Genomic DNA, 26,127 nt, shown 5'->3' with positions numbered 1-26,127 from the left:
GTAAAAAACCCGCACGAGTTGCGGGTTTTTTTGTATCTTGGGTTAATATAATGAAAAGATTATTGAATTAAAGTCATTATGGCGAAACCACGTAAAAAGCATACGAGTTTTTTTCCTTGGATAGATCCGCAAGATCAGGAAAAAGGTTTTAAGCTAAATTTTTCAGAAGTTACTTATTTAGAAGTAGGGCGTACTTTAGAGGGATATAAGCACGCGCAGTTTATTGCGCTTCGTCATCCTGAATTGGCTTTAGAGTTTGATTATCCTGAAGAGTTTTATTTAAGTGCAGAAGGCTTAATTTTAATTAAAAATGCACAAGGTAAATTTCAGGTTATTGCTAAAACAGAAGCAAGCTAAATACATTATTTAAGATGAAAATATCTTGAAATGTGTTGTATTAGATTAAATAGAATATTTTGAAGAGCTGTGAATATATGCGTAATAAGCGAGAACTTGAACTTAAAGATAAAAGAATTTCGCCTGAATTACGTCATTGGTTGTATGCATCAGGTTCACTGACTCAACAGCTTACAGAGTTGGGGAAAGGACAATTTAAAGTACAACCAACGAAAGAGTATTTCCAGCGATTAAAACGTGAAGATGCGATGTGGATGAAGTCTCCAATACATCATACATCTTGGGTTCGTGAAACTTTATTATATGGTTCTGAAGCTGAAGCTTGGGTAAAAGCAAAAAGCATATTTCCGATTTTAAGTTTGCAGGGTAAAGCACGACTATTTCAACATATTGGAAAAAAACCAATTGGTAAATTCCTATTTGATCGAACTAACCCAAGCTGTGAAAGACGCGTAATTTTATTAGATGAAGGATGGACACGCCAAAGTTGCTATACTTGGCACGATTGTAAATTTATAGTTCAAGAAACGTTTTTACCTGCCTTTGAGCAGTTTATTCAGCAAGGTTAAAGGATATATATGTCTGTTGCGCAGCAGATCACATGGCGTGAGCGTTTAGAAGCTTATTATTATTTGTGCCGTTTTGATAAGCCAATTGGTACAGAGTTGGTGTTTTGGCCAACCATGTGGGCGCTTTGGATTGCAAATAAAGGTATGCCTGAAATTGGAATTTTAATTCCAATGATTTTAGGGACTATTTTTATGCGTGCAGCAGGTTGTGCAATTAATGACTTTGCAGACCGAAAGGTAGATGGTGCGGTAGAACGCACGAAAAATCGACCACTTGCAACAGGAATTATTAGCGCAAAAGAAGCTATTTATGTGTTTCTATTTCTAGTTGCTGCAAGCGCATGTATGTTGTTCTTTTTACCAATAGAAACGTTCTATTGTTCATTTGGTGCATTGTTTTTAGCGTTTATTTATCCATTTATGAAGCGTTACACACATTTACCACAAGTATTTTTAGGTGCTGCTTTTTCATGGTCTATTCCTATGGCATATACCGCTGTAGGGGCTGAATTAGGTTTAACTTGTTGGTTACTTTATTTGGGTAATTTGGCTTGGACAGTGGCTTATGACACGCAGTACGCCATTACAGACCGTGAATACGATTTAAAAATTGGTGTGAAATCTACCGCAATTTTATTTGGTAAGTACGACATTGAAATTATTTCACTGCTACAGTTACTCAGTATTATTTTAATTGGTACAGCGTTATATATCGAAAACTTACTTATTCCATTTGGTGTAATCGCATTATTATGCGTTGCTGCCGATTTTATTTATCAATGGACGAAAACGAAAGATAGAGATCCACAATTGTGTTTTTGGGCATTTAGACACAATAGATGGGTAGGGTTAATCATTTTTATTGGTATTGTTGTCGCTTTACAATAAGCAGCGAATTTTTAAAGAAAAGCATTCTAAAAAGGATGCTTTTTTATTGAATGATATTTTGTTTCAAGTATATTGAATAACCTTTTGTTCCTTGCATACTGGATTTTAAATGACGCAATCTACAAAGAAGCCACTTTCTAAAAAGACAATATTTTTAGCAAGCTTAGGATTAATTATTCCTTTGTTTTTGGTTGGTATGGCATTTCTTGCGGTAAATGGTGATGCAAAGAATCAGGAAAAGTATAAACAGCAACGTGAAGAAATTATGCAAAAAGTGAAAGAAAGGGAAGCGCGAGAGCGTGCTGCTTCTGAAGCTTTAGCAAAGGCTGATTAATAATTTTATGAAATTTTAAAAGCGACTTAAAGGTCGCTTTTTTTATATCTATAAAAGATTAAGAGTGATTTAAGATGTCGCGTCTTAAGCTTTGTGGACTTGGGATATTGGTATAGCGATAAACTTGATAGCCTGCTTGTAAAAGCATAGCGTCACGTTCAGCATCCTCTTGTTCTTTGCCTATATGTGTTGGATCATCCAGTTCGATGATTGCAATGACTTGCAACTTCTTATCTAAAATTACAAAGTCGGTTACTTTACGATTGAACTTAGCGCGAACTTTCATATTGTGATGGGTGATAAGCGCACTAAATGCAACTTGTGCAAGTATGTGATATTCAGGAAAACTTTGGTTAAGACGAGCAAACATCTTACTTTCAAAATTTGTAATTACAGGACGGGGGTAATATTTTTGAGTTGGTCGCACATAGCGCTGAACAACAAGGATAAATAAAGCCAAAGAGGCAATACATCCTATAAGAAAGAAAGTAAATTGAATTGATTCAAACACGGCAGGATCTTTAAGCAATAAAAAACCCACTTCGTAATGAGTGGGTTTTTAGAATTTGGCTCTCCAACCTGGGCTCGAACCAGGGACCTGCGGATTAACAGTCCGTCGCTCTACCGACTGAGCTATTGGAGAATCTGAAACGAATTCTATGTGGCAAATGCTACAAGGTCAAGCAAGAATTGGAAAAAACACCATATTTTTGAATTAATTGATTTAAAAGTAAACGCAACGACAATTTAATGATCTTAATTACTCGATTTAATAGCTTGAATATAATATTCACGTGGTTTGGATGGATTTACTTTTCTACATTCATTAATGAGTTTTACCATGTCTTGCTGGTTTAAATTTTCTGTTAATTTTTGCTGAATAGAATTTAGTAGCACTTTATGTTCAGTTTTTAAGTCACGTGTACATTGGTACAGACGTTCATACATGAGGGCAGAGGCTTGTTTATTATTTTCTGTTTTTTGCTAGCATTGAAAAACTGCAAAAATAACGGTAATTACAATCGCCCAAAAAATAAGAGACTTTAACCAAGGTGTATCCATAATTTTTAATCATTCATTTTATTGATTATTTTTAAGATAGCGAAAAAGCAAGAAATGAACAATATATAGAGCTGTTATTAGAAAGGTACCTAAATATATAGATATAAAAAAAGCCCAAGTCATAATGCTTGGGCTTTTTAGAATCTTGGCTCTTCCACCTGGGCTCGAACCAGGGACCTGCGGATTAACAGTCCGTCGCTCTACCGACTGAGCTATGGAAGAATAGATGGCTCTCCAACCTGGGCTCGAACCAGGGACCTGCGGATTAACAGTCCGTCGCTCTACCGACTGAGCTATTGGAGAATCTGATGCGCATTTTAGGGATGAAATGACAAGCCGTCAACCAGAGAATCTAAAGAAATGTATTGTTTGCTTTATAAGTATTCGTTTATTGCTTAAAAAATAAAAAATCACCCGAAAAGGGTGATTTTTTAGACTAAAAATAAGAAATATTTAAATCTTATTTTTCAACGCCAGCAGCAAGACCTGCATATTTAGCGTTTGCGTAATCCCAGTTTACAAGGCTTTCTAAGAAAGTTTTGATGTAAACAGGACGTGCGTTACGGAAATCGATGTAGTAAGCATGTTCCCAAACGTCAATTGTTAATACAGCAACTTTACCATGAGCCATTGGTGTATCAGCATTTGCAGTTTTAAGAATAGAAAGGTTGCCGTTTACTTCATCAGCAACTAACCAAGCCCAACCTGAACCGAATTGAGTTGTTGCAGCAGCAGCAAACTCTTCAGCAAATTTTTCGTAAGAACCGAAAGCTTCATCAATTTTAGCAGCTAAAGCGCCAGTTGCAGCACCACCGCCATTTTTAGCCATACAGTTCCAGTAGAACGTGTGGTTCCAAACTTGTGCAGCATTGTTGAAAATACCTGCTTTAGAAGCATCGCCAGCAGAAGCAGTGATGATTTCTTCTAAAGATTTACCTTCAAGGTCAGTACCTTTAACTAAGTTGTTTAAGTTAACAACATAAGTATTGTGGTGTTTGTCATGATGGAATTCTAAAGTTTCTTTGCTGATATGAGGAGCAAGATCTTCGTAGCCATATGGTAATGCTGGTAAAGTAATCGTAGTCATTTTTCAATTCCTTGCATTTTGCTGGGTTTTGACAGTTAGTGGTCTTATTGTAATAGATTCTTAGCTAAAATTGCGCATTGAGTGCTAATAACAATAGAGAATAAAGCATAAATATATTCGAATAAGGGTAGCTTATTGTAAAAATATTTGATGCTTTTTTATCAAATAGGATTATTCAGTTCGAAATAACTGTATTCGATATTAAATTGATCTGAAATTGCTTTTCCTAAGCGTTGAACACCGTATCTTTCTGTAGCGTGATGTCCACAAGCATAGTAATGAACATTCAATTCTTTAGCTTCATAGAAAGTACGTTCGCTTACTTCGCCAGAAATAAAAGCATCACAACCTTGTTCATATGCTTTCGTAATATAGTCTTGTGCTGCACCTGTACAAAAACCAACTTTTTGGATGGTGTTTTTGTCAGCATTTAGATGAATTGTGTCAAATCCTAAACGTTCAGTTAAATATTTTTTAAAGCCTTCAGGTGTCATGGCTTGTTTTAAATAGCCAATATTTCCAATAGGATGTCGTTCACTTTCATCTAAAGCTTCAATATTTTCGAGTTCAAGAATTTCTGCAATAGCAGCATTATTTCCTAAAGTAGGATGTGAGTCTAAAGGCAGGTGATAGCCAACTAAAGAAATATCATTTTTAATTAAGCTGCGAATACGATTGCCGCGCATTCCTGTAATTGGGTAGGCTTCGCCTTTCCAAAAATAGCCATGATGCACTAAAAGTAAATCTGCATTTTGTGCAATAGCTGCATCAATAGCATCTTGCGAGGCGGTTACTGCGCATAAAATTTTAGTCACTTCTTGAGCGCCTTCAATTTGAAGACCATTTGGTGCGTAATCTTTAAATTCCGAAGATTTTAATGTGCTATTACACCAATTAATAATGTCATTCAGCTTTGCCATAAATTTATAAAGCCTTAAAAAATATAACGATCAACATACAGTTTAAATTGTAACTAAAGCAAGACAAAACTATTGGGCTTTTTTATGTATCTAATTGTGTTTCGCTTTACAATAGTGCATAAATTACTTTAGTCATCAACGAATTAAAATATTTAAGAGGACAAAACCGTGCGCCGTACATTGACTTGGTTACCGTGGGTGTTACTTATTATTGTCATTTTGGGCTTTTTAGGCTGGCAGTTTATGCAGAAGCCAAAAGCACCTATCGCTTCAGATGGGATAAAAATGCCAGCAGAAAAAGTAGAACCACTGATTAACACAACACGTACTGGTGGTGTGGTTTCATATAGTGAAGCAGTGAAAGTTGCTGCACCTGCGGTTGTTAATATTTTTACAACGCAAAAAGTGAAGCAAATGAATCATCCTTTATTGGACGATCCTGCATTTCGCGAATTTTTTGGTAATGAATTACCCGATCAGCTTAAACAAGGTCCAAACGAAAATAGTTTAGGTTCTGGCGTTATTGTTCGTAAAGATGGATATATTTTAACGAATAATCATGTGATTTCTCAGGCAGATCAAATTGTTGTTGCATTGCATGATGGTCGTCGTGCTGTTGCTGCAGTAATAGGTACAGACCCAGATACAGATTTAGCAGTGATTAAAATTGCATTAGATGATTTACCTGTATTGCCATTTAAATTAAGTGGTAATGAGGTAGGTGATGTTGTTTTAGCCATTGGAAATCCATTTGGTGTTGGACAAACAGTCACTCAAGGTATTGTTTCTGCAACAGGTCGTTCAGATTTAGGTATTAATACCTATGAAGATTTTATTCAAACCGATGCTGCAATTAACCCAGGTAATTCGGGTGGTGCTTTAATTGATGTTGCAGGTAATTTAATTGGTGTAAATACTGCAATTTTCTCGCAATCTGGTGGTTCTATGGGAATTGGTTTTGCCATTCCTGCTAAAATTTGTCAGCAAGTTTTAAACTCAATTTTAAAAGATGGTCGTGTTGTTCGTGGATGGTTAGGTATAAGCTTATTGCCATCTAAGCAAGATGATATTTTAGTCCCTGAGCAAAATGGTGTTGTGGTTGCCGATGTTTTAAGAGATGGCCCAGCGGCAAAAGCGGGATTGAAACGTGGTGATATTATTATGAGTGTGAATGGTGAGGCAATTTCTACACCAGCACAGTTAATTAATTATGTTGCACTTCAAGTACCTACCAGTACCGTTTCTGTCGTTGTTAACCGTGGCGATGAGAGCCTAACTTTATCTGTTGTTATTGGTGAGCGTAAATCTCAAAGCAATAAAGATAAGCAGTTTATACCACTGCCTAAACAGTAAATATCATGTAAATTAGATCTTATCAAATTTTAAAAGCTCCTAAATAGGAGCTTTTTTATTACAAATATATTTATTAAGTAGAGGGTGAAAAAGAATGAAAAAATTGGATTGATTGGTGGGATGAGTTGGGAGTCATCAGATTTGTATTATTAAAAAATCAATAAATTGGTCAATGAAAAAATGGGCGGTTTAAATACGGCACATCTCATTTTATATAGTGTGAATTTTCAAGAAATAGAGCACATGCAATCACAAGGTCATTGGAATGATGCAGCTGCATATTTAAAAGAAATTGCTCAAAAGCTTGAGTTCATAGGTGTTGATGCGATTGCTTTATGTACCAATACAATGCACTTAGTTGCCCCTGAAATATCAAATCATATTTCTATTCCGTTTTTTCACATAGCTGATGCTGTTGCAGACCAGATAAATCAGGCGAATAAAACCAAAGTTTTATTGTTAGGTACAAAATTTACAATGCAAAAAGACTTTTATAAAAATAAGTTGAATTTGAAAGGCATTGAGGTTGTTGTTCCGAATATGAATCAACAAAAAATTGTACATTCCATTATTTATGATGAGTTATGTTTAGGTAAAATATTGGAAAAGTCTAAACAAGACTACATTTCAATTATTCATGATGCTATTGCAGATGGCGTGCAGGGTGTTGTTTTGGGCTGTACGGAAATTGGTATGCTATTGTCTAAAGATGGTGTTTCTATTCCTCTTTTTGATTCAACGGAAATTCATGTGAATAAATTGGTCGATTTTATTGGAATGATGAATAAAAAAAGCGAGCTCTAGGCTCGCTTTTTTTGATCTATTTATTAATAGACTTAGCTTTCTTGTTGAATACCAGCAACTAACCATTCTTGGCTTGAACCAGCAGGTTTAACAAAATGCCAAACTTCAGCAAATGGTTGTGGCAAGCTGTTTAAGTCTTCGCTTACAGTACCTGTAAAACGAACGCTTACAACATATTGACCATTTTCTGTTGCTGAATCTGCAACCATTGCATTTAAGTTAGAAAACTCAGCAACGTCTTGATCTTGATTCGCCATAATGTCGTTATACATAGACTGGTAAAGATCAGGCGTTAAGTAACGCTGAATTTCTGCAATATTACTAGCCGTATTCATAGATTGAATATGATTAAAACGCTGACGAGCAACACGTAAGAACGTTGCAGGTTCAGAACCATCAGGTAATTGGTTGCCACTATTTGTATACGCAGCACCAAAAGGAGCATTGTTTACAGGAGCAGAACCAAATGGTGCATTATTTGTTGGCGCAGAACCACCTACATTTTGACCAAAAATATTGCTGTTGTCGTTTGATGGACGACCTGCAGTTGGTGCTTGACCAAACGGTGCATTATTTGTACCGCTATTTGGCGCATACGGGTTGTTAGCTGCTAATTTTTTTTTTGCGCCCATCTTACGGAAAACGAAGAAGGCAGCAGCTGCAGCAAGTAAGATCCAAATCCAACTTGGAATACCGCCTTTTTCCTCTTCTTGTTGAGGAGCTACTTGAGCTTCTGACGCGGCAGGTGCTTTATCATCTGCTAAAGCATTTGCAGCAACTGCGCCAATAGCAGCACCAGCAACACCAGCCGCAACCATGCCACCAACACCTGGGCCTGATTTAGCAGGAGCAGTCGCTGGAGCAGCAGGCTGTTGAGCAGGAGTCGCTTGACGAGGTTGTTGGTAAGACTGAGAAGGAGCTGCTTGACGACTCATGCCATGACTTTTACCGCCACCTGCACGTTTTGCTTCTGCTGCTAAAGGTGCTACCAATAATGCTGCTGTTAAAAAACCAGCAATCAAACCACGCTGTCGAACTTCCATTAAAGTTTCCTAATAAAATAATAAGTAATACGTTTGTATTTATGCAGTCATTTTAGAAGTTTTTCAACAACTAATAATGAATATTTTTTAGATTGATTGTAATTTAATCAATATGGGTTTTACTCATCGTTTAAATTAATGGCTTCAGTGAGTGCTTCATGTAAACGTGCAACTGCAATAATTTGAACACCTGGAATTGGTTTTTGTGGCGCATTGCCTCTTGGTAAAATAATATATTTGAAACCATGTTTTACCGCTTCTTTTAAGCGTTCTTGACCGTTTGGAACAGGGCGAATTTCACCTGATAACCCAACCTCACCAAATACAGCAAGCTGTTGTGGTAAGGCTTTGCCGCGTAAACTTGAAGCACATGCTAAAAGAACAGCTAAGTCCGAACCAGTTTCGGTAATTTTCAAACCACCTACAACGTTGACATAAACATCTTGTCCTGATGTTTGTACACCGCCATGTCTATGCATAACGGCAAGTAGCATATTTAAACGGTTTTGTTCTAAACCAAGCGCAACACGTCTTGGCTGACCGTGAGCATCATCAACTAAAGCTTGTACTTCAACTAAAAGCGGACGAGTTCCTTCACGGCTGATCATTACAATAGAGCCGGGAATCGCTTCATCGTAACGACTTAAGAAAATGGCAGATGGATTCGCAACTTCTTTTAAACCTTTATCTGTCATGCCAAAAACGCCAAGTTCATTCACTGCACCAAAACGGTTTTTAACGGCACGAATCATACGGTAGCGCGAATCGGACTGACCTTCAAAATATAAAACACAATCGACCATGTGTTCTAAAACACGAGGGCCTGCAAGAGATCCTTCTTTGGTTACATGACCGACAATAAATAAAGCAGTTCCGCTATTTTTTGCAAAGCGCGTTAAAATTGCCGCAGATTCACGAATTTGCGATACGCCACCGGGAGCAGATTGCAAAGTTTCTGTATATAAAGTTTGAATAGAATCTAGAATGGCAACAGCAGGGCGTTCATGTGCTAGAACATCACAAATACGTTCAACACAAGTTTCAGCCATCACACGAAGTTTATCTGTAGGTAAGTCTAAACGATTTGCACGTAAAGCTACTTGAGATAATGATTCTTCACCTGTTACATAAAGCGCAGAATTTTTTGCCGCAGCCATATGAGTTGCAGTTTGTAAAAGAATAGTTGATTTACCAATGCCAGGGTCACCGCCAATTAAAACAACAGAACCTGTAACTAAACCACCACCCAATACACGGTCAAACTCGCCAATACCTGTAGCTAAACGTGATTCATGTGAAACAGTAATTTGATTTAATGTTGTAACATTTGCGGCTTGTCCTGCATAACCGCCACCCATTTTAGATTGAGCACGGTGGGTAACAGTGGGTGCAATACTGACTTCAGTTAAGCAATTCCATTCGCCGCAATCTGAACATTGACCTGCCCATTTGGGATGGTCTGTACCACATTGCTCACAACGATAAACACTTTTTGCTTTTGCCATAATGATGATGAAGTTATTGTTCGAAATTATTGAACAGCATAGCGGTGAACGTAGATTAAAACCAAGTCTTTCGTATGAAAAAATATCGATTTGCGACAAGCTTTGGCGTTTAAACAAAATTGATCTGACATTAAGTGCTCACCACGTTCTATAATATGTGCCTCATTATTTTGAAATGGAAAATACATCATGCCGCAATTGTTGCAACATATTGATGCGATCGCACGCGAAAAGAACCGTGATGTACTTTTTGTACATTTTGAAGATTATGAAGAGAATGAACAAAACCCAGATTCAAATCGTCAAGATGTATTGAGCTGGTTAGAGCAAAATAACATTCCTTATGAAAAATGTATGGGACTTGAAGAAGAAGGCTCAATCGATAGCTATTGGGGCGATATTTATATTGATGTGCCATTTGATTTAGAGAATGAGCAATATCAAATTCTGAGCGATTACTTGGAAGATGAAGAAGGTGTAATGAAAATTGAAGGTGTCTATTTCTTTGTTTTATATTTAGAAACAGCCATTGAACTTCAAGCTGAACGTGTCATGAATGCAGATACAGATTTTGAAGATGATACTTGGAACGGTACGCCATCTTAAAATAGAAGTTGATATAAAAGAAAAGCCACCGGAAGGTGGCTTTTTTAATATTTAGATTCGCTTTTAAACTTAATACAATTCGCCTGATTTGCGTTTTGCAATAAAGTCTTTCGATTCTTTGGCAATAATGCCTGAAAGTAATAATAAAGCGATACAGTTTGGTGCAGCCATTAAGCCGTTGAATGTATCTGCAAATAGCCATACAAGGTCAAGCGTTGCTACACATCCTACAAATACAGAAGCAATGTAGATAAGACGGTAAATTAATACATACTTTTCACCTAATAGGTAAGTACAGCATTTTTCGCCGTAGTAGCTCCAGCCTAAAATAGTTGAGTATGCGAAGAAAATAATACCGAAAGTCACAACCCAGCCACCAACACCAGGTAATAGCTTATCGAAGGCGTGAATGGTAAGAACCGCACCTGTTTCTCCACCAAATGTATTTCCAGCCATGATATAGCCCATTACAAGCACAATACCTGTAATAGAACAAACAATAATCGTATCGATGAAAGTACCTGTCATAGACACTAAGCCTTGACGGGCAGCGTGGTCAGTTTTTGCAGCAGCAGCGGCAATAGGTGCAGAACCCATACCTGCTTCATTTGAGAATACACCACGTGCAACACCGTAACGAATTGCAGCACCAATCGCACCACCAACGGCAGCTTCACCTGTAAATGCATATGTGAAAATCATTTTAAGTGCAGGCGCAACTAACTCTAGATTATTGAAAATAATAACCAAACCACCAGCTACATAACCAATTGCCATAACAGGAACAATGACAGAAGATGCTTTAGAAATGGTTTTAATACCACCTAAAATAACCAAGGCAGAGAAAGCAGTAATTACGACACCTGTTATCCAAGTTTCAATACCCATACTGTTTTCAACAGCAAGTGCTACAGTGTTTGATTGAACAGAGCTACCAATACCAAATGAAGCTAAGGTACCAAATAAGGCAAATAAAACAGCAAGCCATTTCCACTTTGAACCAAGGCCACGCTCGATGTAATACATCGGACCACCGTTCATTTCGCCTTTTTCATTTTTATGACGATATTTAACAGCGAGAACACCTTCGCCGTATTTTGTTGCCATACCAAATAATGCAGTCATCCACATCCAGAAAACAGCACCAGGACCACCTAAAACACAAGCTGTTGCTACACCTGCAATATTACCTGTACCAATGGTTGCAGATAGCGCAGTCATGAGTGATGCAAATTGTGAAATATCACCTGAATCTTTTTTATCTGGATGTTTCCCAAAAACTTGTTTGAATGCTAAAGGCAACATTCTAAATTGCCAAAAAAGTAGTCGGAAGGTTAAAAATATACCAGTACCTACAATGAGTACCAACATATATGGTCCCCAGACCAAACCACTTAGTGTTTCCATAAACGATTGTAAATTTTGCATATATATTATTCTCATCCTGATTATTCGTTATTTAATTAAAGCAATCACTATGCCAATTTATTATTTAATGCACATATAAAGTAGCTTGAATAACTTTATATATGTTTAGTTTTTACACAGATATACGAAGATTACAAGAGGGCGTGCACTTTAAAAAATAAAATATAGTTGTACTAATCACTAAAAAATTCAGATAAGTAAAATAAATCAATAAAGACTATAAATAGGGAAAAACAGATCATAAGTTAATTTCTTTTGTTTTATTCAAAATTTAAGTTAATCTTGCTATACATTGAAGGTGAATTAAAAAATGACAGAGCAAAAAATAAATTCGCCTGCCGTAGGAGACGGCGATTTAAAAAGAAGTTTATCTAATCGACATTTACAGTTGATTGCGATTGGTGGAGCCATAGGAACAGGGCTTTTCATGGGCTCAGGGAAAACAATAAGTTTAGCTGGACCATCTATTTTATTTATTTATATGATTATTGGTTTCATGGTTTTTCTTGTAATGCGTGCATTAGGAGAATTGCTACTTTCAAACTTTAATTACAAATCATTTATCGACTTTTCAACTGATTTAATTGGCCCTTGGGCTGGTTATTTTGTAGGTTGGACGTATTGGTTATGCTGGATCACGATTGGTATCGCAGATTTGTCAGCCATTATTTATTATTTACAATTCTTTAATGGGGGCGTCTCATTCTCACCTTTAGAAGGTGTGTTAATTAGCGTCGCTTCGATTTTATTTATTACTTGTCTGAATTTAGCAACAGTAAAACTATTTGGTGAAATGGAGTTCTGGTTTGCAATGGTGAAAATCGTTGCGATTATTGTCCTTATTGCTGTTGGTGGATGGATGATCTTCACAGGATTTACATCTACAGCAGGTGAGGTTGCTTCATTTGGACACTTGTGGAGTCATGGCGGGATGTTCCCAACAGGCTTTACTGGATTCTTAGCAGGCTTCCAAATTGCCATATTTGCCTTTGTGGGTGTAGAGCTTGTAGGTACAACAGCTGCTGAAACTAAAGATCCTGAAAAGAATTTACCTAAAGCAGTAAACTCTATTCCAATCCGAATCATTATTTTCTATGTTTTGGCATTGGTTATTGTAATGTCTGTAACTCCGTGGAATAAAATTGATCCGTCAATTAGTCCATTTGTAAACTTATTCAGCCAAGCAGGTATTGCTGCTGCTGCCATTATTATGAATTTTGTTGTTCTTTCATCAGTAATGTCATCTATGAACAGTGGAGTTTTCTCTACAAGCCGTATGTTGTTTGGTTTGTCTCGTGAAAATCAGGCACCAGATGCATTGGGTAAATTGAATAAACGTGCTGTTCCTGCAAATGCTTTATATTTCTCTACAGTATGTTTGTTATTGGGTGCAGCGCTTCAATACTTTGTTCCTAATACAGTTTTGGCATTTACCTTAGCAACTACATTATCAACAATTCTATTTATTTGTGTTTGGTTGATGATTATTTGGAGCTATGTGGTTTATTACAGAACACGTCCTGAGCTTCATGCAAAATCTACATTCAAATTGCCTGGTGGTTTGTTCACTTGTGCGGTGGTTGTGGTGTTCTTTATTGGTACGATAGGAATTCTTGCACTTGAAGAAGATACGCGTAAAGCATTAATGGTGAGCCCAATTTGGTTCATTATTTTAATTATTGGTTATTTCGGTTTCTATAAACCTCGAAATAAATAAAATTAAATGTTCAAAAACGTCAGTACTTCGCTGGCGTTTTTTTATTTCTAAAGATAATCTCTTACGTTTAATGCTTTGGTCATCGACATGATCACGGTATACTTTATCAAAATTAATGGATAGGTGGTCAGATGCGTTTAGTCATTTGCGGCATCGGTGTTTTAGTGACAAGTTTCGCGCTAACGGGTTGTGGTCAATCTGGTGCATTGCAGTTAGCCAAAGATCAAAATTATGATAAACGTGCAAAATATTTAATTTATTCAGATTCTGAATTGAAAGAACAGAAAAAAGAACAAGTTGAAGTACCTGTACAGCAACAGTTTGCTGCTCCATCAAATTCTGATACACAAACACCTTAACTCAACCAACGCAAGGATACATTCATGAGTTTCACCCGCATTAATGGGGTATTGCACGCAGAGCAATGTTCATTACAATCGTTAGCGCAGCAATTTGGTACACCGCTCTATGTTTATTCAAAAGCAACTTTTGAAAAACATTTTTTAGACATGGATCGTGCGTTTAGTTTTATTGATCATCAAATCTGTTTTGCAGTTAAATCAAACTCAAATATTGCGGTATTAAATGTATTAGCCAAGCTTGGTGCGGGTTTTGATATTGTGACAGGTGGTGAGCTTGCTCGTGTTTTAAAAGCGGGCGGCGACGCATCTAAAATTGTATTTTCTGGTTTAGGTAAATCGGAAGCAGACATTAAAAAAGCATTAGAAGTAGGTATTGCCTGTTTTAATGTAGAATCTTATGCAGAACTTGATCGCATTCAAAAAGTTGCTGCTGAATTAGGTAAAAAAGCACCGATTTCATTACGTGTGAATCCAGACGTAGATGCAAAAACACATCCTTATATTTCTACAGGATTAAAAGAAAATAAATTTGGTATTCCATCTGATACAGTATTTGAAACATACAAATATGCAGCATCTTTACCTAACTTAGATGTGGTTGGTATCGACTGCCATATTGGTTCTCAGTTGACTGAAACTCAACCCTTTGTAGATGCTTTAGATCGTGTAATTGTAATGATCGATAAGCTTAAAGAAATGGGTATTGAGCTTAAACACATCGATATTGGTGGTGGTTTAGGTGTGACGTATAAAGATGAAACTCCGCCAACAGTTCAAGAATATGCCAACGCACTTAAACCAGCTTTAGAAAAGTTAGGCTTAAAAGTATATATGGAACCTGGTCGTAGTATTTCTGCAAATGCAGGTGTGCTACTAACTAAAGTGGACTTATTGAAGCCAACGAATCATCGTAACTTTGCCATTATTGATGCTGCAATGAATGACTTAATTCGTCCTGCTTTGTATGAAGCTTGGATGGATATTCAAGAAGTTACACCACGTACAGACGTTGAAGCCAAAGAGTGGGATGTTGTAGGTGCAATTTGTGAAACTGGCGATTTCTTAGGTAAAGAGCGTAAGCTTGCACTTCAAGAAAATGATGTTCTTGCAGTTTTAGGTGCAGGCGCATACGGTTTTGTAATGAGTTCGAACTATAACAGTCGTGGACGTGCAGCAGAAATTATGGTGAGTGGTGATCAAGCTTACGTAATTCGTGAACGTGAAACAATTGAATCATTATGGGAAAATGAACGTTTATTGCCTTAAGGAGTAATTCTAAATGTTATTAGAATTCACTAAAATGCATGGCTTAGGCAATGATTTTATGGTGATTGACCTCATTAGCCAAAAAGCATTTTTAGATACGGTGACTATTCAGCGTTTAGCAGATCGTCATTTTGGTATTGGTTTCGATCAACTATTAATTGTTGAACCACCAGATGTACCAAATGCAGATTTTAAATATCGTATTTTTAATGCAGATGGTTCTGAAGTTGAGCAATGTGGTAATGGTGTACGTTGTTTTGCTCGTTTTGTGCATGAGCGAAAATTAACAACAAAAACCAAAATTAAAGTTCAAACGAAAGCAGGCATTGTTGAGCCTGAACTTGGTCTAAATGGCTGGGTTCGTGTGAATATGGGTTACCCAAAATTTTTACCGCAAGAAATTCCATTTTTTGCAGATGAGCCTGAAAATCTTTATGACATAGATTTGCTCAATAATGAAAAGTTGACCATTGATGTTGTAAATATGGGAAATCCGCATGCGGTTACAGTTGTTCCAAATGTGTTAACTGCTGATGTAGCTACTATTGGACCACAAGTTGAATCTCATGAGCGTTTTCCACAGCGTGTAAATGCGGGTTTCATGCAAATTATTGATGAAAAACATGCACGTTTACGTGTGTTTGAACGTGGTGTAGGTGAAACACTTGCTTGTGGTACAGGGGCATGTGCTGCTGCTGTTTCAGGTATGCGCCGTGGTTTGTTAGCAAGCTCAGTTGAAATTGAATTAGCGGGTGGTAAGCTTTTAATTGAATGGAAAGAAGGAGATGTTGTTTGGATGACAGGTCCAACAGCAACTGTTTTTGAAGGACGTATAGATTTACGTTATTTCCAACCTTAATTAAAAGTATTAAAAAAGCCCTGATTTCTCGGGGCTTTTTTATATGAAATAAAAATGAACTAGATATAAATTTGTTACACTCACTTTTTATATTAAATTAGATTGAAATGGAGGATGTTTAGATGCAACAACAAGCTATGCAACTACTCTCCATGTGGTTAAAAGAACGAGAAATTCAAAATCAATCTAAACATACATTGCAAGCATATTTTCGAGATGTGTCTGACTTTTTAAATTATTGTGAAAATCAAAAATTAGAATTAAATAATATAGAAACAACAGATTTACGTAGTTACTTGGCAAATAAAGTTGAACGACATCAATTAAGTTCAAGTAGTTTGCAGCGCATGCTTTCATCTATTCGACAATTTATGAAGTGGGCAGAGCAAGGGCAATATTTAGCTTTTAATGCAACGGACGATTTTCAGCTCAAGCGTCAGCCACGACCTTTGCCAGGTATGATTGATATTGAAACGATTAATCAAATTTTAGATCAGCCAGAACCTGAATCTGAAGTTCAAAAACAATTATGGATTCGAGATAAAGCGATTTTAGAGTTGTTGTATTCGAGTGGTTTACGCTTGGCGGAAGTTCAGGGTTTAACTATTCGAGATGTCGATTTTAATCGTCAATTGCTTAGAATTACAGGTAAAGGCAATAAAACCCGCGTTGTTCCATTTGGTGATAAAGCGAAAAATGCAGTAATACAATGGTTGCAATTGTATCCATCTTGGCATGGAGATTTTGTACCTGAAGCCAATATATTTATTACGCAAAAAGGAAATCCTTTAGGTGCAAGACAAATTGAAAATCGTGTGAAATTCCAAGCGCAAAGGGCAGGTGTTAATGTAGATTTGCATCCTCACTTATTAAGACATTGTTTTGCAAGTCATATGTTGTCAAATAGTGGGGATTTACGTGCTGTACAAGAAATGCTTGGACATAGTAATTTAACCACAACACAAATTTATACGCATGTCGATTTTGACCATTTGGCGCATGTTTACGATCAAGCACATCCTAGAGCGCAAGCTAAAAAATAGTAACAAATAAACAAATTTTGTCGGTGCTATTTAAATAAAAGTAATGTTATTGTAAAAGTCAGAAAAGATGGCTTTTTGAACTAACGTAGAATAAAAAGAAGTCAATTTTTAAGGTATAAAGGTATTAGTGAAAGTGGTTGCATAAAACATGACTATAGTTTTTTCGTTCCACTGGATGTATTGATAAATAATTGTTTTTAAAACAAGGTATAAAAATGATTTCAGACGTTCAAGAAAAGTATGATCAATTATCACCAGCGCAAAAAGAAATTTTTGTTGGTTATGGCTTACGTCAAGTGAAGCATTTTGTTGAAATTAGCTTGCCTAAAATTGAGGCTGCATTACCTGATGGCGCGCAGGTTCAAGGAATTAATGCTGAAGGAAAAGTTCAAGCAATTAATCCAGTTACAAAGCAAACATATTTGTGGATTTCAGACCTAAATTGGCAAGAACGTCCTATTGCAACTGAAAATATTGATTTAAAAGAAGATGCGATTGCAGTTTGGGAAACTTTTGGTTTAGAACAATATGAACTTATCGATTTAAGTCATGTGCATCGTGATTTTTTAGAGTCGGTTACAGCGTAATTCAATCTATTTAATAAATATTTAATAAAAAGCATAGTTCAAACTATGCTTTTTTTGTTTTGATGATCATTCATTTTCTTTAAAGGTCATTAAGTGGTAGCTCTGTACTTTGTTTAATAATTTGACTTGGTAAATCTGTTTTTACACTAGTGATGCCATTCTTTTTGGTTAAATGTGTCGATTGAAATTTACGGTAACTTTCTAAGTCGGGAACAATGACTTTTAGCATTGCATCACACTCACCTAAAATAATATAGCATTCCATTACCTGAGGAAGCTCTTTCATTGCCTCAATAAAGGTATCAATGGTTTCAGCATCTTGTGCAACCAACCAAATGCGAGAAAATAAAATGAGTTTAAAACCAATTTTATGTTGATCGACAATTGTGGTGTAACCCTGAATTACGCCTGCTTCCTCTAATAATTTTACTCTGCGTAAACATGAAGATGGCGATAAGCCAATTTCACGAGATAAATCATTATTTTGGATGCGACCATTTTTTTGTAGTTCAGAGATGATACTTTTATCGATTCGATCAAGCTTTACTGAAATAGACTTAGATATAATCTTCATAAATTAGAATATAATTCGAAAAATAATATTAATTATAGAATATTTGAAATCCTATTTTAAAGCTTTTCGCAGATACTATTTCAACTTTCAGACGTTTGATAAAGGGAAAGGATATGTCTGTATTTGCATTGTTTGCCTTAACGGTAATTCCACTTATTTTCACACCAGGACCAGATATGCTTTTTATCCTGTCACAAGTGATGGGTAAGAATGCAAAAGCGGGCATGATGGCAACTGTAGGTGTATGTTCAGGCTATTTGGTACACTCGATTTTAGTTGCTTTAGGTATTGCAGCCATCATTGTTTCGTTTCCTATTTTGTTCGAAACAATTCGTTGGTTAGGTATCGCTTATCTTCTTTATTTATCTGCGAATTTACTTAAATCTGTATTTAGCACCAAGAAACTAAAGATTGAGCAAAAAAGTACATCTAACCCAATTAAGAAAGGTTTTTTCACTGCGCTTTTAAACCCCAAAGGCATGCTTATTTATTTTGCAATTTTACCGCAATTTATAGATAAGTCCGGGAATACAGTGAGCCAAGGTTTAATTTTATCTTTAATTTTCATTACATTGATATTTGTGGTGTATTGCGCTTTAAGTGTTATTTTCGCCAAAATTACGCAAAAAACTCAAATAGATGAACGTAAACAAAAAATAATTGATGGAACTTCTGGTGGATTATTGGCAGCCGCGGCAACATGGCTCATTATTAATTAAGCCGAAGAAACAGAAATAGTATAAAAGCACATCAATCATGATGTGCTTTTTTTGTTTGGTCGCAGAATAATGAAGTTATGCAAGCGAACAAAACTGGAAGATATTCTTTTTAGTTAGAAAAATAGGATGCTCAATATAAATAAATGAGTCTAAAAATGTTGATTTGCTTTTTCTGCCAAAGCTTTAGTTTTAAAAGATATTAAATGAGATGTATTTTGTGGCTTAAATGAATCAATAGTTTTGATGAGGTAAATCAAATAAAAACATAATATAAATCAATGGTTAAAAATTAGCTAAATTTATTATTTCTCGTTTTAAAATATCACCAAAATAAAAGTGTGAACGCATCGTTCAAGGATTTTTACGCATTTTTACAGGTCTTTATTGAATTGTGACTTGACCGAAATGCCATACGCATTGCAAGATAGGACACCTAAAAAATTTAAGTGAAGAGTTGTAAAATTCTTCTCAACATTTACATTTGCTAAAACAGCCGAGGATTACATGAAGGCTCTTGTTGCTGTAAAACGTGTGGTTGATGCCAACGTTAAAGTTCGCGTTAAACCAGATAATAGTGGGGTTGACCTTACTAACGTTAAAATGTCAATTAACCCATTCTGTGAAATCGCAGTGGAAGAAGCGGTTCGTTTAAAAGAAAAAGGAACTGTTTCAGAAATAGTTGTTGTTTCTATTGGTCCTAAAGAAGCTCAAGAACAAATCCGTTCGGCTATGGCACTTGGTGCTGACCGCGGTATCTTAGTTGAAGCTGATGACAGCCAACTTGGTGCTCTTGAAGTTGCTAAAATTCTTAAAGGCGTTGTAGACGCTGAACAACCTCAATTGGTTCTTCTTGGTAAGCAAGCAATTGATGATGACTCTAACCAAGTAGGTCAAATGCTTGGTGCACTTCTTGGTGCAGGTCAGGGTACATTCGCTTCAGAAGTTAAAGTTGAAGGCGACAAAGTACAAGTTACTCGTGAAATTGACGGTGGTTTACAAACTGTTGAACTTGCGCTTCCAGCAATCATCACAACTGACTTACGTTTGAACGAGCCACGTTATGCAGCTCTTCCAAACATTATGAAAGCGCGTAAAAAACCGCTTGAAACTAAGTCACCTGCTGATTTTGGCGTTACAGCTACAACTAAACTTAAAACAGTTAAAGTTGAAGCTCCTGCTGAACGTAAAGCTGGCGTACAAGTGAAGTCTGTAGATGAGCTTGTTGAAAAACTTAAAAACGAAGCGAAAGTGATCTAATACAGAAGGATAAAAATCATGAGTATTTTAGTTATCGCTGAGCACGACAACAAAGCACTTAATGGTGCAACTTTAAACGTTGTTGCTGCTGCGCAAAAAATTGGTGGTGATATCACTGTATTGGTTGCTGGTTCTGGCGCTCAAGCAGTTGCTGATCAAGCGGCGAAAGTTGCTGGTGTAAGCAAAGTTTTACTTGCTGATGATGCTGCTTACGCAAACCAATTGGCTGAAAACGTAGCTAAATTAGTAGCTGAATTAGGCAAAGGTTATACGCATATTCTTGCTGCCTCTACAACAACAGGCAAAAACGTACTTCCACGTGCGGCTGCGCTTCTTGATGTAAGCATGATTACTGATGTAATTGCTGTTGATGGTGCTAAAACTTTCAAACGTCCAATTTATGCAGGTAACGCAATTGCGACTGTAGAATCTGGTGAAGCAATTGTCGTTGCTACTATTCGTGGTACAGCATTCGATCCTGTTGCTACTGAAGGTGGTGCAGCTAGCGTTGAAGCGGCTACTTCACAAGGCGACGCAGGTATTTCTAAGTTCATTAACGAAGAAATTGTTAAATCAGAACGTCCTGAATTAACAGCTGCTCGTATTGTTGTGTCTGGTGGTCGTGGTGTAGGTTCAGGTGAGAACTATCACGCTGTACTTGATCCATTAGCAGATAAGCTTGGTGCTGCTCAAGGCGCTTCACGTGCTGCGGTAGATGCAGGCTTTGTACCAAACGATATGCAAGTTGGTCAAACAGGTAAAATCGTTGCTCCTGACTTGTACATCGCTGTTGGTATTTCAGGTGCAATTCAGCACTTGGCAGGTATGAAAGAGTCTAAAGTAATCGTTGCGATTAACAAAGACGAAGAAGCGCCAATTAACTCAGTAGCTGATTACTGGTTAGTAGGCGACTTGAATACTGTTGTTCCTGAATTGGTTTCTAAAATCTAATTCTTGAATAATGTATAAAAAAGCACTCATTTTTGAGTGCTTTTTTTGTTGTGAAAATAAAATTGAGACATAAATTTTTACCGTATTTATTGGGGGGAAACGAATAAATACATACATCTCATAATTTAAATTTTCTTATTATTCTTTAATTTAAATAAATAGTTAAGTCGATTTATTTGTTGAGTCACTAGAATCTAATTCTAATTGGTTTTTATTTCCTTAAGGTTGTTTTTTATTTAAATTATTGATTTTAAACGAGTAATACTTTTAACTCTTATTGATTTTAAAACAAACAATACAAATATGTTACAATTACTTAAATTCTTTTATATCACTTATTACAAATGTCTGTAAATTTACTCCGCGTTATTGGTATCTCTTTATTATTAATATTTATATATATAGGTATTTCTCTCCATACTGCTTTTACGGCGCCTTTGGTTGTTACAGAATATCTATTTAGTGAACAAGGGGCGTATGAAGTATTTAGCCCTTTATTGTGGTTTGTATTGGCGTTTCTTTGTCTTGTGAAGCTTAAGTTGCAATTTAGTACGCGGATATTGACAGCACTTGCTGCGCTTATGCTTGGTTTGCGCGAAATGGATTTGCATAAAAGCTTGTTTGAAATGAGCTTCATTAAAACCAACTTCTATAAAAGCCCTGATATTGCATTAACAGATAAATTACTAGGTTTTACACTGTTAATGGTGATGATTTATGTTCTTGTGGCTTTAGCGAAACGTTTTTATAAAGTTTTACGTAACATTAAACAAGATTTAGATATTTCATATATTTATGTTGTGTTTACGATAGGTATTGCGGCTTTAAGTAAGGTATTAGACCGTATGACATCTCAGTTAAACGAATTGTTTGATATTCAGTTAATTCGTTCTACACAGGTTGCCATTATGACTGCGGAAGAGTCTTTTGAGATGTTATTGCCAGTTTTACTTATTGTGGCTGTATTGAGTTATAGAAACTTTAAATTCGAAAAATAATTAAAAAATGTGATAAAAACATGCGCAAATTTGGCGCATGTTTTTTTATCTAGATTACAAATTTTTGAACTTACTCACGGAAAAAAATAACTAAGTGAAAAATACAAAATATTGTATAAAAAACATCTAAATATTTAAGAAAATTGATAAGATAAATTGGTGTCAGAACACACAAAAAAGAGTGTCTATGCTATAATATCTGGCTATGTTTTTATTTTTTAGTTGGTCTGTTTTAGGCTAACTTTTTACTGATTTGACGATATATAAATGCGGGCAGAATTCTGCTTGTATAACAAGGAGTATGCATGAGCGTATCGGAAATTAGACCGATTGCCATTGAGGATGAACTTAAAAGCTCATATCTCGATTATGCAATGAGCGTGATTGTTTCACGTGCTTTGCCTGATGTACGAGATGGTTTAAAACCAGTTCATCGTCGTGTACTTTTCGCAATGCACGAATTGGGCAACGACTACAACAAAGCGTACAAAAAGTCTGCTCGTGTGGTGGGTGACGTAATCGGTAAATATCACCCGCATGGTGATTCTGCTGTATACGAAACAATTGTTCGTATGGCACAAGATTTTAGTTTACGTTATCAATTGGTTGATGGTCAGGGTAACTTCGGTTCTGTCGATGGTGACAGTGCAGCAGCAATGCGTTATACCGAAGTTCGTATGCGTAAACTTACCCATGAACTTTTGGCAGATCTTGAAAAAGATACTGTTGAATGGGAAGACAACTACGACGGTTCTGAGCGTATTCCTCAAGTAATGCCAACACGTGTACCTAACTTACTCATCAATGGGGTAACAGGTATTGCAGTTGGTATGGCAACGAATATGGCACCGCATAACATGACTGAAGTTGTGAATGCGTGTTTAGCTTATGCCAATAATCCAAATATTAGCATTGAAGGATTGATGGAACACATTTCTGGTCCAGATTTCCCTACAGGCGGCATTATTTATGGTAAATCGGGCATTATAGATGCTTACCGTACAGGTAAAGGTCGTCTACATATCCGTGGCAAATACCATTTTGAAGAAGATCAAAAAACAGGTCGTACCACGATCGTGTTTACTGAAATCCCTTATCAAGTAAACAAAGCAAAAACCATTGAGCGTATTGCTGAATTGGTTAAAGAGAAAAAACTTGAAGGTATTTCAGAGCTTCGTGATGAGTCAGATAAAGATGGCATGCGAATTGCCATTGACTTAAAACGTGGTGAAAATGCTGAAGTAATTGTGAACAACTTATTCCAAAATACTCAGTTAGAAAATTCATTCAGCATTAACATGGTTTGCCTAGATAATGGTCAACCTAAGTTGATGAATTTGAAAGATATCATTGCTGCATTTATTCGTCATCGTCAAGAAGTGGTAACACGTCGTACGATGTTTGAATTACGTAAAGCACGTGAGCGTGGTCATATCTTAGAAGGTTTGACAGTTGCTTTAGCAAACATTGATGAAATTATTGAAACCATCAAAACATCTGCAAATCCGCAAGAAGCACGTGAGCGTTTACAAGCGGGTGAGTGGGCTGGTGGTGGTGTTGTTGCGCTACTTGAAAAAGCAGGCTCAATTTCAATTCGTCCTGACGAAATTGAAGGTGAAGATCCAAGTCGTCCATTTGGTTTAGCGGGCAATGTATACCGTTTATCACCAGCGCAAGTTAATGCGATTATGGAACTTCGTTTGCATCGTTTAACAGGTCTTGAACAAGACAAGTTACATGCAGAATATAGCGAAATTCTTGCAACAATTGCTGAATTAACTGCAATTTTGAATGACTTCAATTTATTGATGGATGTTATTCGTGAAGAATTAGCACTTATTCTTCAGCAATATGGTGATGCACGTAAAACAGCAATTGTAGAATCACGTATCGACTTCTCTCGTGAAGATTTGATTCCTGAAGAACAAATGGTGCTTACCGTTTCTAAGACGGGTTATGCGAAAACTCAACCATTGTCTGACTATGCCGCACAGCGTCGTGGTGGTCGTGGTAAGTCTGCAACGTCAATGAAAGAAGATGATTACATTCAACATCTTATTGTGACATCTAACCATGCAACGGTTCTTTGCTTTACCAACGTAGGTAAAGTGTACCGTCTGAAAGTGTATGATGTGCCTCAAGCATCTCGTGGTTCAAAAGGTCGCCCAATGGTGAACTTATTACCACTGGATGAAAACGAGACAATTACAGCAATTTTACCTGTAGTTGATGCACCGAAGAAATTTAAAGAACGTTTGGCAGATTTCAAAGCATTTGTGAAAACTAATGCTGCAACATTGCAAACAAACGAAGTGATTAATAGTCATTATACAGAGCTTGAAGCAGCCTTAACTGAGTCTGAAGATGGTGCTGATGATATTTCTGATGCATTACGCATTCAGTTGAAACAGCTTGGTTTGGAGTTATCTACAACCGATCTTGACGATGAAATTGTTAATGACTTTGCTCAGCAAGCTGAAGCTGTACGTAAAAACTTCTATGTATTTATGGCAACAGCATCGGGCACAATTAAACGTGTTGAATTAGAACAATTTAGTAATGTTCGTTCTAATGGTTTACGTGCAATTGAGCTGAAAGAAGAAGATACCTTAATTGGTGTTGCAATTACCGATGGCGAACAGCAAATTATGTTGTTCTCTAACGAAGGTAAAGCAATTCGCTTCGCTGAAACAGATGTACGTTCAATGGGGCGTTCTGCAAAAGGTGTACGTGGTATGCGCGTAACATTTGCAGCATCTATTGTAGAAGATGATGTTGAAACAGATGTAGATTCAGATGATGAAGATACAGATTCAGCATTCATTAGCCGTATAGTTTCATTGGTTGTTGTTCCAGAAACTGGTGAAGTACTTTGTGCTTGTGCAAATGGTTATGGTAAACGTACGCCAGTAGGCGACTTCCCAACGAAGAAACGTGGCGGTAAAGGTGTTATTGCAATTAAGACATCTGAACGTAATGGTGAGTTGGTTGGTGCAGTTTCAATTGATGAAAGCAAAGAGTTAATGCTTATTTCAGATGGTGGTACATTAGTACGTACACGTGCATCTGAAGTTGCAACAACGGGTCGTAATGCTCAAGGTGTTCGCTTAATTCGTCTTGGAAATGAAGAAATTCTTGTTGGTGTGGTTTCTGTAGAAGCTGTAGAAGAAGATGACTTTATTGAAGATGTTGAGGGTGAAACTTCAGAAGTTGAAACAACAAATGTAAATGAAGCTGAAATTGAAACTGATGTAAATCCATCAGAAGATTAAGTTTTATTGTGTAAAAAAGGACGCTTAGGCGTCCTTTTTTTATATACTTAGCAATAGTAAATTCAATGAAAAGTGTAAATGATGAAAGTAAAAATATTGCTTTTAAGTAGTCTGTTTGCTTTAGCAGGTTGTGACAAGCTTGGTCAAAAGGCAATGGATGCTATTCCTAACCCGAGTCCTGCACAGGAACAGGTTGCAGTAGATGCTTATAATGATTTACGTGATAAAAATTTTGATGAGTTTCTGACGTATTTGGAACCTGAATTACAAGCAGAGTTTAATAAAGATACGAAAACTTTACGTAAATTTTCTTATGTTTTGCCAAAGTCTGAGCTTAAGCATAAGAAAATTGTGTCTAAGAAAATTGAAAAATCTACAGATAAGCCAAGTTTATATACGGTCACTTATGAATATAGTTATGATAAAAACTTGGTTCAGTATGATGTAAGTTTTGATAAGCCAAATGGCAGTACGAAAATTCGTAAATTGAACGTTGCTGTATTTGGTGAATCTACCAACTAATAATGAAATATGGTTTGTAAAAAAGGACGCTGAAGCGCACTGCT

The 26,127-nt window shown here is 36.5% G+C and carries 27 protein-coding genes, 3 tRNA genes and 1 pseudogene; 20 read left to right on the top strand and 11 right to left on the bottom strand.

The annotated features are described in order from the left end of the window. Nucleotides 1-78: 78 nt before the first annotated feature. The 4 genes from MZO21_RS08695 to MZO21_RS08680 all read left to right on the top strand — a co-directional run bounded on the left by MZO21_RS08695 (nt 79) and on the right by MZO21_RS08680 (nt 2,148). A complete protein-coding gene (locus MZO21_RS08695) occupies nt 79-357 on the top strand; it encodes a hypothetical protein (RefSeq protein ID WP_154773552.1) in 279 nt (92 codons plus the stop codon). Between the two features lie 77 nt (nt 358-434). Further along, nucleotides 435-926 (top strand): chorismate--pyruvate lyase family protein, encoded by a 492-nt coding sequence (locus MZO21_RS08690; RefSeq protein WP_154773551.1) that lies wholly within the window; start codon nt 435-437, stop codon nt 924-926. A gap of 9 nt (nt 927-935) precedes the next feature. Further along, complete coding sequence (gene ubiA / locus MZO21_RS08685; RefSeq protein ID WP_154773550.1) at nt 936-1,814, top strand: 4-hydroxybenzoate octaprenyltransferase; 879 nt, start codon at nt 936-938, stop codon at nt 1,812-1,814. A 109-nt stretch (nt 1,815-1,923) separates the two neighbouring features. Further along, on the top strand, nt 1,924-2,148 hold the full coding sequence (locus MZO21_RS08680) for a hypothetical protein (RefSeq protein WP_154773549.1): 225 nt from the start codon (nt 1,924-1,926) through the stop codon (nt 2,146-2,148). Nucleotides 2,149-2,206: 58 nt separating this feature from the next. Here MZO21_RS08680 and MZO21_RS08675 read toward each other — a convergent pair whose 3' ends face one another. The 7 genes from MZO21_RS08675 to MZO21_RS08645 form a co-directional block, all read right to left on the bottom strand. Continuing rightward, complete coding sequence (locus tag MZO21_RS08675; RefSeq protein ID WP_171501357.1) at nt 2,207-2,659, bottom strand: DUF2726 domain-containing protein; 453 nt, start codon at nt 2,657-2,659, stop codon at nt 2,207-2,209. A 56-nt stretch (nt 2,660-2,715) separates the two neighbouring features. Beyond that, nucleotides 2,716-2,791 (bottom strand) — tRNA-Asn (locus tag MZO21_RS08670). 113 nt (nt 2,792-2,904) lie between these two features. Beyond that, nucleotides 2,905-3,096, bottom strand: a complete 192-nt coding sequence (locus MZO21_RS08665) for a hypothetical protein (RefSeq protein WP_228273469.1) — start codon at nt 3,094-3,096, stop codon at nt 2,905-2,907. Between the two features lie 260 nt (nt 3,097-3,356). Next, nucleotides 3,357-3,432, bottom strand: a tRNA-Asn gene (locus tag MZO21_RS08660). 5 nt (nt 3,433-3,437) lie between these two features. Continuing rightward, nucleotides 3,438-3,513, bottom strand: a tRNA-Asn gene (locus MZO21_RS08655). Nucleotides 3,514-3,670: 157 nt separating this feature from the next. Then, nucleotides 3,671-4,297 carry a superoxide dismutase gene (locus MZO21_RS08650; protein WP_154773547.1) on the bottom strand — a complete coding sequence of 209 codons (627 nt, stop codon included), beginning with the start codon at nt 4,295-4,297 and terminating at the stop codon, nt 3,671-3,673. Between the two features lie 161 nt (nt 4,298-4,458). Continuing rightward, a complete protein-coding gene (locus tag MZO21_RS08645) occupies nt 4,459-5,217 on the bottom strand; it encodes a Nif3-like dinuclear metal center hexameric protein (protein WP_154773546.1) in 759 nt (252 codons plus the stop codon). A 168-nt stretch (nt 5,218-5,385) separates the two neighbouring features. Here MZO21_RS08645 and MZO21_RS08640 point away from each other — a divergent pair, with 168 nt between their 5' ends. After that, complete coding sequence (locus MZO21_RS08640) at nt 5,386-6,570, top strand: trypsin-like peptidase domain-containing protein (RefSeq protein WP_171501356.1); 1,185 nt, start codon at nt 5,386-5,388, stop codon at nt 6,568-6,570. 120 nt (nt 6,571-6,690) lie between these two features. Continuing rightward, nucleotides 6,691-7,374 (top strand): annotated as a pseudogene (locus MZO21_RS08635) (aspartate/glutamate racemase family protein). A gap of 32 nt (nt 7,375-7,406) precedes the next feature. On the opposite strand, the gene MZO21_RS08630 reads toward MZO21_RS08635, so the two are convergent. Both MZO21_RS08630 and radA read right to left on the bottom strand, forming a co-directional pair. Next, complete coding sequence (locus MZO21_RS08630) at nt 7,407-8,417, bottom strand: Tim44 domain-containing protein (protein WP_154773545.1); 1,011 nt, start codon at nt 8,415-8,417, stop codon at nt 7,407-7,409. Between the two features lie 119 nt (nt 8,418-8,536). After that, nucleotides 8,537-9,922 carry a DNA repair protein RadA gene (radA, locus tag MZO21_RS08625; RefSeq protein WP_154773544.1) on the bottom strand — a complete coding sequence of 462 codons (1,386 nt, stop codon included), beginning with the start codon at nt 9,920-9,922 and terminating at the stop codon, nt 8,537-8,539. Nucleotides 9,923-9,926: 4 nt separating this feature from the next. Here radA and MZO21_RS08620 point away from each other — a divergent pair, with 4 nt between their 5' ends. Both MZO21_RS08620 and MZO21_RS08615 read left to right on the top strand, forming a co-directional pair. Then, nucleotides 9,927-10,076, top strand: a complete 150-nt coding sequence (locus tag MZO21_RS08620; protein ID WP_248103305.1) for a hypothetical protein — start codon at nt 9,927-9,929, stop codon at nt 10,074-10,076. Between the two features lie 35 nt (nt 10,077-10,111). After that, nucleotides 10,112-10,528 carry a hypothetical protein gene (locus tag MZO21_RS08615; RefSeq protein ID WP_154773543.1) on the top strand — a complete coding sequence of 139 codons (417 nt, stop codon included), beginning with the start codon at nt 10,112-10,114 and terminating at the stop codon, nt 10,526-10,528. Nucleotides 10,529-10,597: 69 nt separating this feature from the next. Here the strand turns inward: MZO21_RS08615 and MZO21_RS08610 are convergent, their stop codons facing one another. Then, nucleotides 10,598-11,956, bottom strand: coding sequence for an alanine/glycine:cation symporter family protein (locus tag MZO21_RS08610; protein ID WP_154773542.1), 1,359 nt, complete (start codon nt 11,954-11,956; stop codon nt 10,598-10,600). Nucleotides 11,957-12,266: 310 nt separating this feature from the next. Here MZO21_RS08610 and MZO21_RS08605 point away from each other — a divergent pair, with 310 nt between their 5' ends. From MZO21_RS08605 to MZO21_RS08580, 6 genes are all read left to right on the top strand, one after another. Further along, complete coding sequence (locus MZO21_RS08605; protein ID WP_154773541.1) at nt 12,267-13,673, top strand: amino acid permease; 1,407 nt, start codon at nt 12,267-12,269, stop codon at nt 13,671-13,673. Between the two features lie 131 nt (nt 13,674-13,804). Further along, the gene (lptM, locus tag MZO21_RS08600; RefSeq protein ID WP_154773540.1) at nt 13,805-14,032 is read left to right on the top strand and encodes an LPS translocon maturation chaperone LptM; all 228 of its coding nucleotides are present in this window, start codon (nt 13,805-13,807) and stop codon (nt 14,030-14,032) included. Between the two features lie 24 nt (nt 14,033-14,056). Next, nucleotides 14,057-15,301 carry a diaminopimelate decarboxylase gene (lysA, locus tag MZO21_RS08595; RefSeq protein WP_154773539.1) on the top strand — a complete coding sequence of 415 codons (1,245 nt, stop codon included), beginning with the start codon at nt 14,057-14,059 and terminating at the stop codon, nt 15,299-15,301. A gap of 13 nt (nt 15,302-15,314) precedes the next feature. Continuing rightward, nucleotides 15,315-16,160 (top strand): diaminopimelate epimerase, encoded by an 846-nt coding sequence (dapF, locus tag MZO21_RS08590; RefSeq protein WP_154773538.1) that lies wholly within the window; start codon nt 15,315-15,317, stop codon nt 16,158-16,160. Nucleotides 16,161-16,282: 122 nt separating this feature from the next. Further along, a complete protein-coding gene (xerA, locus tag MZO21_RS08585) occupies nt 16,283-17,203 on the top strand; it encodes a site-specific tyrosine recombinase/integron integrase (protein WP_248103302.1) in 921 nt (306 codons plus the stop codon). A gap of 215 nt (nt 17,204-17,418) precedes the next feature. After that, a complete protein-coding gene (locus MZO21_RS08580) occupies nt 17,419-17,790 on the top strand; it encodes a hypothetical protein (protein WP_154773536.1) in 372 nt (123 codons plus the stop codon). Nucleotides 17,791-17,869: 79 nt separating this feature from the next. On the opposite strand, the gene MZO21_RS08575 is transcribed toward MZO21_RS08580, so the two are convergent. Next, nucleotides 17,870-18,364, bottom strand: coding sequence for an Lrp/AsnC family transcriptional regulator (locus tag MZO21_RS08575; protein ID WP_154772720.1), 495 nt, complete (start codon nt 18,362-18,364; stop codon nt 17,870-17,872). 113 nt (nt 18,365-18,477) lie between these two features. Between MZO21_RS08575 and MZO21_RS08570 the strand changes: the two genes are divergently transcribed. The 6 genes from MZO21_RS08570 (at nt 18,478) to MZO21_RS08545 (ending at nt 26,083) form a co-directional block, all read left to right on the top strand. Then, nucleotides 18,478-19,083 carry a LysE family translocator gene (locus tag MZO21_RS08570; protein ID WP_154772721.1) on the top strand — a complete coding sequence of 202 codons (606 nt, stop codon included), beginning with the start codon at nt 18,478-18,480 and terminating at the stop codon, nt 19,081-19,083. A gap of 504 nt (nt 19,084-19,587) precedes the next feature. Next, nucleotides 19,588-20,340: an electron transfer flavoprotein subunit beta/FixA family protein gene (locus tag MZO21_RS08565; protein ID WP_154772722.1), complete on the top strand. Its 753-nt coding sequence runs from the start codon at nt 19,588-19,590 to the stop codon at nt 20,338-20,340. 18 nt (nt 20,341-20,358) lie between these two features. Then, the gene (locus MZO21_RS08560) at nt 20,359-21,291 is read left to right on the top strand and encodes an FAD-binding protein (RefSeq protein WP_154772723.1); all 933 of its coding nucleotides are present in this window, start codon (nt 20,359-20,361) and stop codon (nt 21,289-21,291) included. A gap of 437 nt (nt 21,292-21,728) precedes the next feature. After that, nucleotides 21,729-22,289, top strand: a complete 561-nt coding sequence (locus MZO21_RS08555) for a hypothetical protein (protein ID WP_228273445.1) — start codon at nt 21,729-21,731, stop codon at nt 22,287-22,289. A 305-nt stretch (nt 22,290-22,594) separates the two neighbouring features. Continuing rightward, nucleotides 22,595-25,561: a DNA gyrase subunit A gene (gene gyrA / locus MZO21_RS08550; RefSeq protein WP_248103299.1), complete on the top strand. Its 2,967-nt coding sequence runs from the start codon at nt 22,595-22,597 to the stop codon at nt 25,559-25,561. Between the two features lie 81 nt (nt 25,562-25,642). Continuing rightward, a complete protein-coding gene (locus MZO21_RS08545; RefSeq protein WP_154772767.1) occupies nt 25,643-26,083 on the top strand; it encodes a DUF3887 domain-containing protein in 441 nt (146 codons plus the stop codon). Nucleotides 26,084-26,127 lie beyond the last annotated feature (44 nt).

Origin of the sequence: Acinetobacter portensis, assembly GCF_023158935.1 — a bacterium.
GTDB lineage: Bacteria > Pseudomonadota > Gammaproteobacteria > Pseudomonadales > Moraxellaceae > Acinetobacter > Acinetobacter faecalis.
The sequence above is the reverse complement of the archived record's forward strand: the minus strand, read 5'-3'. Positions and strand labels throughout refer to the sequence as shown.

Excerpts from the sequence above, each read along its gene's own strand:
- MZO21_RS08650 (WP_154773547.1), bottom strand. The coding sequence starts at position 4,297 with ATGACTACGATTACTTTACCAGCATTACCATATGGCTACGAAGATCTT.
- MZO21_RS08580 (WP_154773536.1), top strand. The coding sequence starts at position 17,419 with ATGATTTCAGACGTTCAAGAAAAGTATGATCAATTATCACCAGCGCAA.
- MZO21_RS08570 (WP_154772721.1), top strand. The coding sequence starts at position 18,478 with ATGTCTGTATTTGCATTGTTTGCCTTAACGGTAATTCCACTTATTTTC.
- MZO21_RS08605 (WP_154773541.1), top strand. The coding sequence starts at position 12,267 with ATGACAGAGCAAAAAATAAATTCGCCTGCCGTAGGAGACGGCGATTTA.
- MZO21_RS08690 (WP_154773551.1), top strand. The coding sequence starts at position 435 with ATGCGTAATAAGCGAGAACTTGAACTTAAAGATAAAAGAATTTCGCCT.
- MZO21_RS08560 (WP_154772723.1), top strand. The coding sequence starts at position 20,359 with ATGAGTATTTTAGTTATCGCTGAGCACGACAACAAAGCACTTAATGGT.
- MZO21_RS08575 (WP_154772720.1), bottom strand. The coding sequence starts at position 18,364 with ATGAAGATTATATCTAAGTCTATTTCAGTAAAGCTTGATCGAATCGAT.
- lysA (WP_154773539.1), top strand. The coding sequence starts at position 14,057 with ATGAGTTTCACCCGCATTAATGGGGTATTGCACGCAGAGCAATGTTCA.
- radA (WP_154773544.1), bottom strand. The coding sequence starts at position 9,922 with ATGGCAAAAGCAAAAAGTGTTTATCGTTGTGAGCAATGTGGTACAGAC.
- gyrA (WP_248103299.1), top strand. The coding sequence starts at position 22,595 with ATGAGCGTATCGGAAATTAGACCGATTGCCATTGAGGATGAACTTAAA.
- MZO21_RS08645 (WP_154773546.1), bottom strand. The coding sequence starts at position 5,217 with ATGGCAAAGCTGAATGACATTATTAATTGGTGTAATAGCACATTAAAA.
- xerA (WP_248103302.1), top strand. The coding sequence starts at position 16,283 with ATGCAACAACAAGCTATGCAACTACTCTCCATGTGGTTAAAAGAACGA.
- MZO21_RS08695 (WP_154773552.1), top strand. The coding sequence starts at position 79 with ATGGCGAAACCACGTAAAAAGCATACGAGTTTTTTTCCTTGGATAGAT.
- MZO21_RS08665 (WP_228273469.1), bottom strand. The coding sequence starts at position 3,096 with ATGTATGAACGTCTGTACCAATGTACACGTGACTTAAAAACTGAACAT.
- MZO21_RS08630 (WP_154773545.1), bottom strand. The coding sequence starts at position 8,417 with ATGGAAGTTCGACAGCGTGGTTTGATTGCTGGTTTTTTAACAGCAGCA.
- MZO21_RS08615 (WP_154773543.1), top strand. The coding sequence starts at position 10,112 with ATGCCGCAATTGTTGCAACATATTGATGCGATCGCACGCGAAAAGAAC.
- MZO21_RS08565 (WP_154772722.1), top strand. The coding sequence starts at position 19,588 with ATGAAGGCTCTTGTTGCTGTAAAACGTGTGGTTGATGCCAACGTTAAA.
- dapF (WP_154773538.1), top strand. The coding sequence starts at position 15,315 with ATGTTATTAGAATTCACTAAAATGCATGGCTTAGGCAATGATTTTATG.
- lptM (WP_154773540.1), top strand. The coding sequence starts at position 13,805 with ATGCGTTTAGTCATTTGCGGCATCGGTGTTTTAGTGACAAGTTTCGCG.
- MZO21_RS08545 (WP_154772767.1), top strand. The coding sequence starts at position 25,643 with ATGAAAGTAAAAATATTGCTTTTAAGTAGTCTGTTTGCTTTAGCAGGT.
- ubiA (WP_154773550.1), top strand. The coding sequence starts at position 936 with ATGTCTGTTGCGCAGCAGATCACATGGCGTGAGCGTTTAGAAGCTTAT.
- MZO21_RS08620 (WP_248103305.1), top strand. The coding sequence starts at position 9,927 with ATGATGAAGTTATTGTTCGAAATTATTGAACAGCATAGCGGTGAACGT.
- MZO21_RS08680 (WP_154773549.1), top strand. The coding sequence starts at position 1,924 with ATGACGCAATCTACAAAGAAGCCACTTTCTAAAAAGACAATATTTTTA.
- MZO21_RS08610 (WP_154773542.1), bottom strand. The coding sequence starts at position 11,956 with ATGCAAAATTTACAATCGTTTATGGAAACACTAAGTGGTTTGGTCTGG.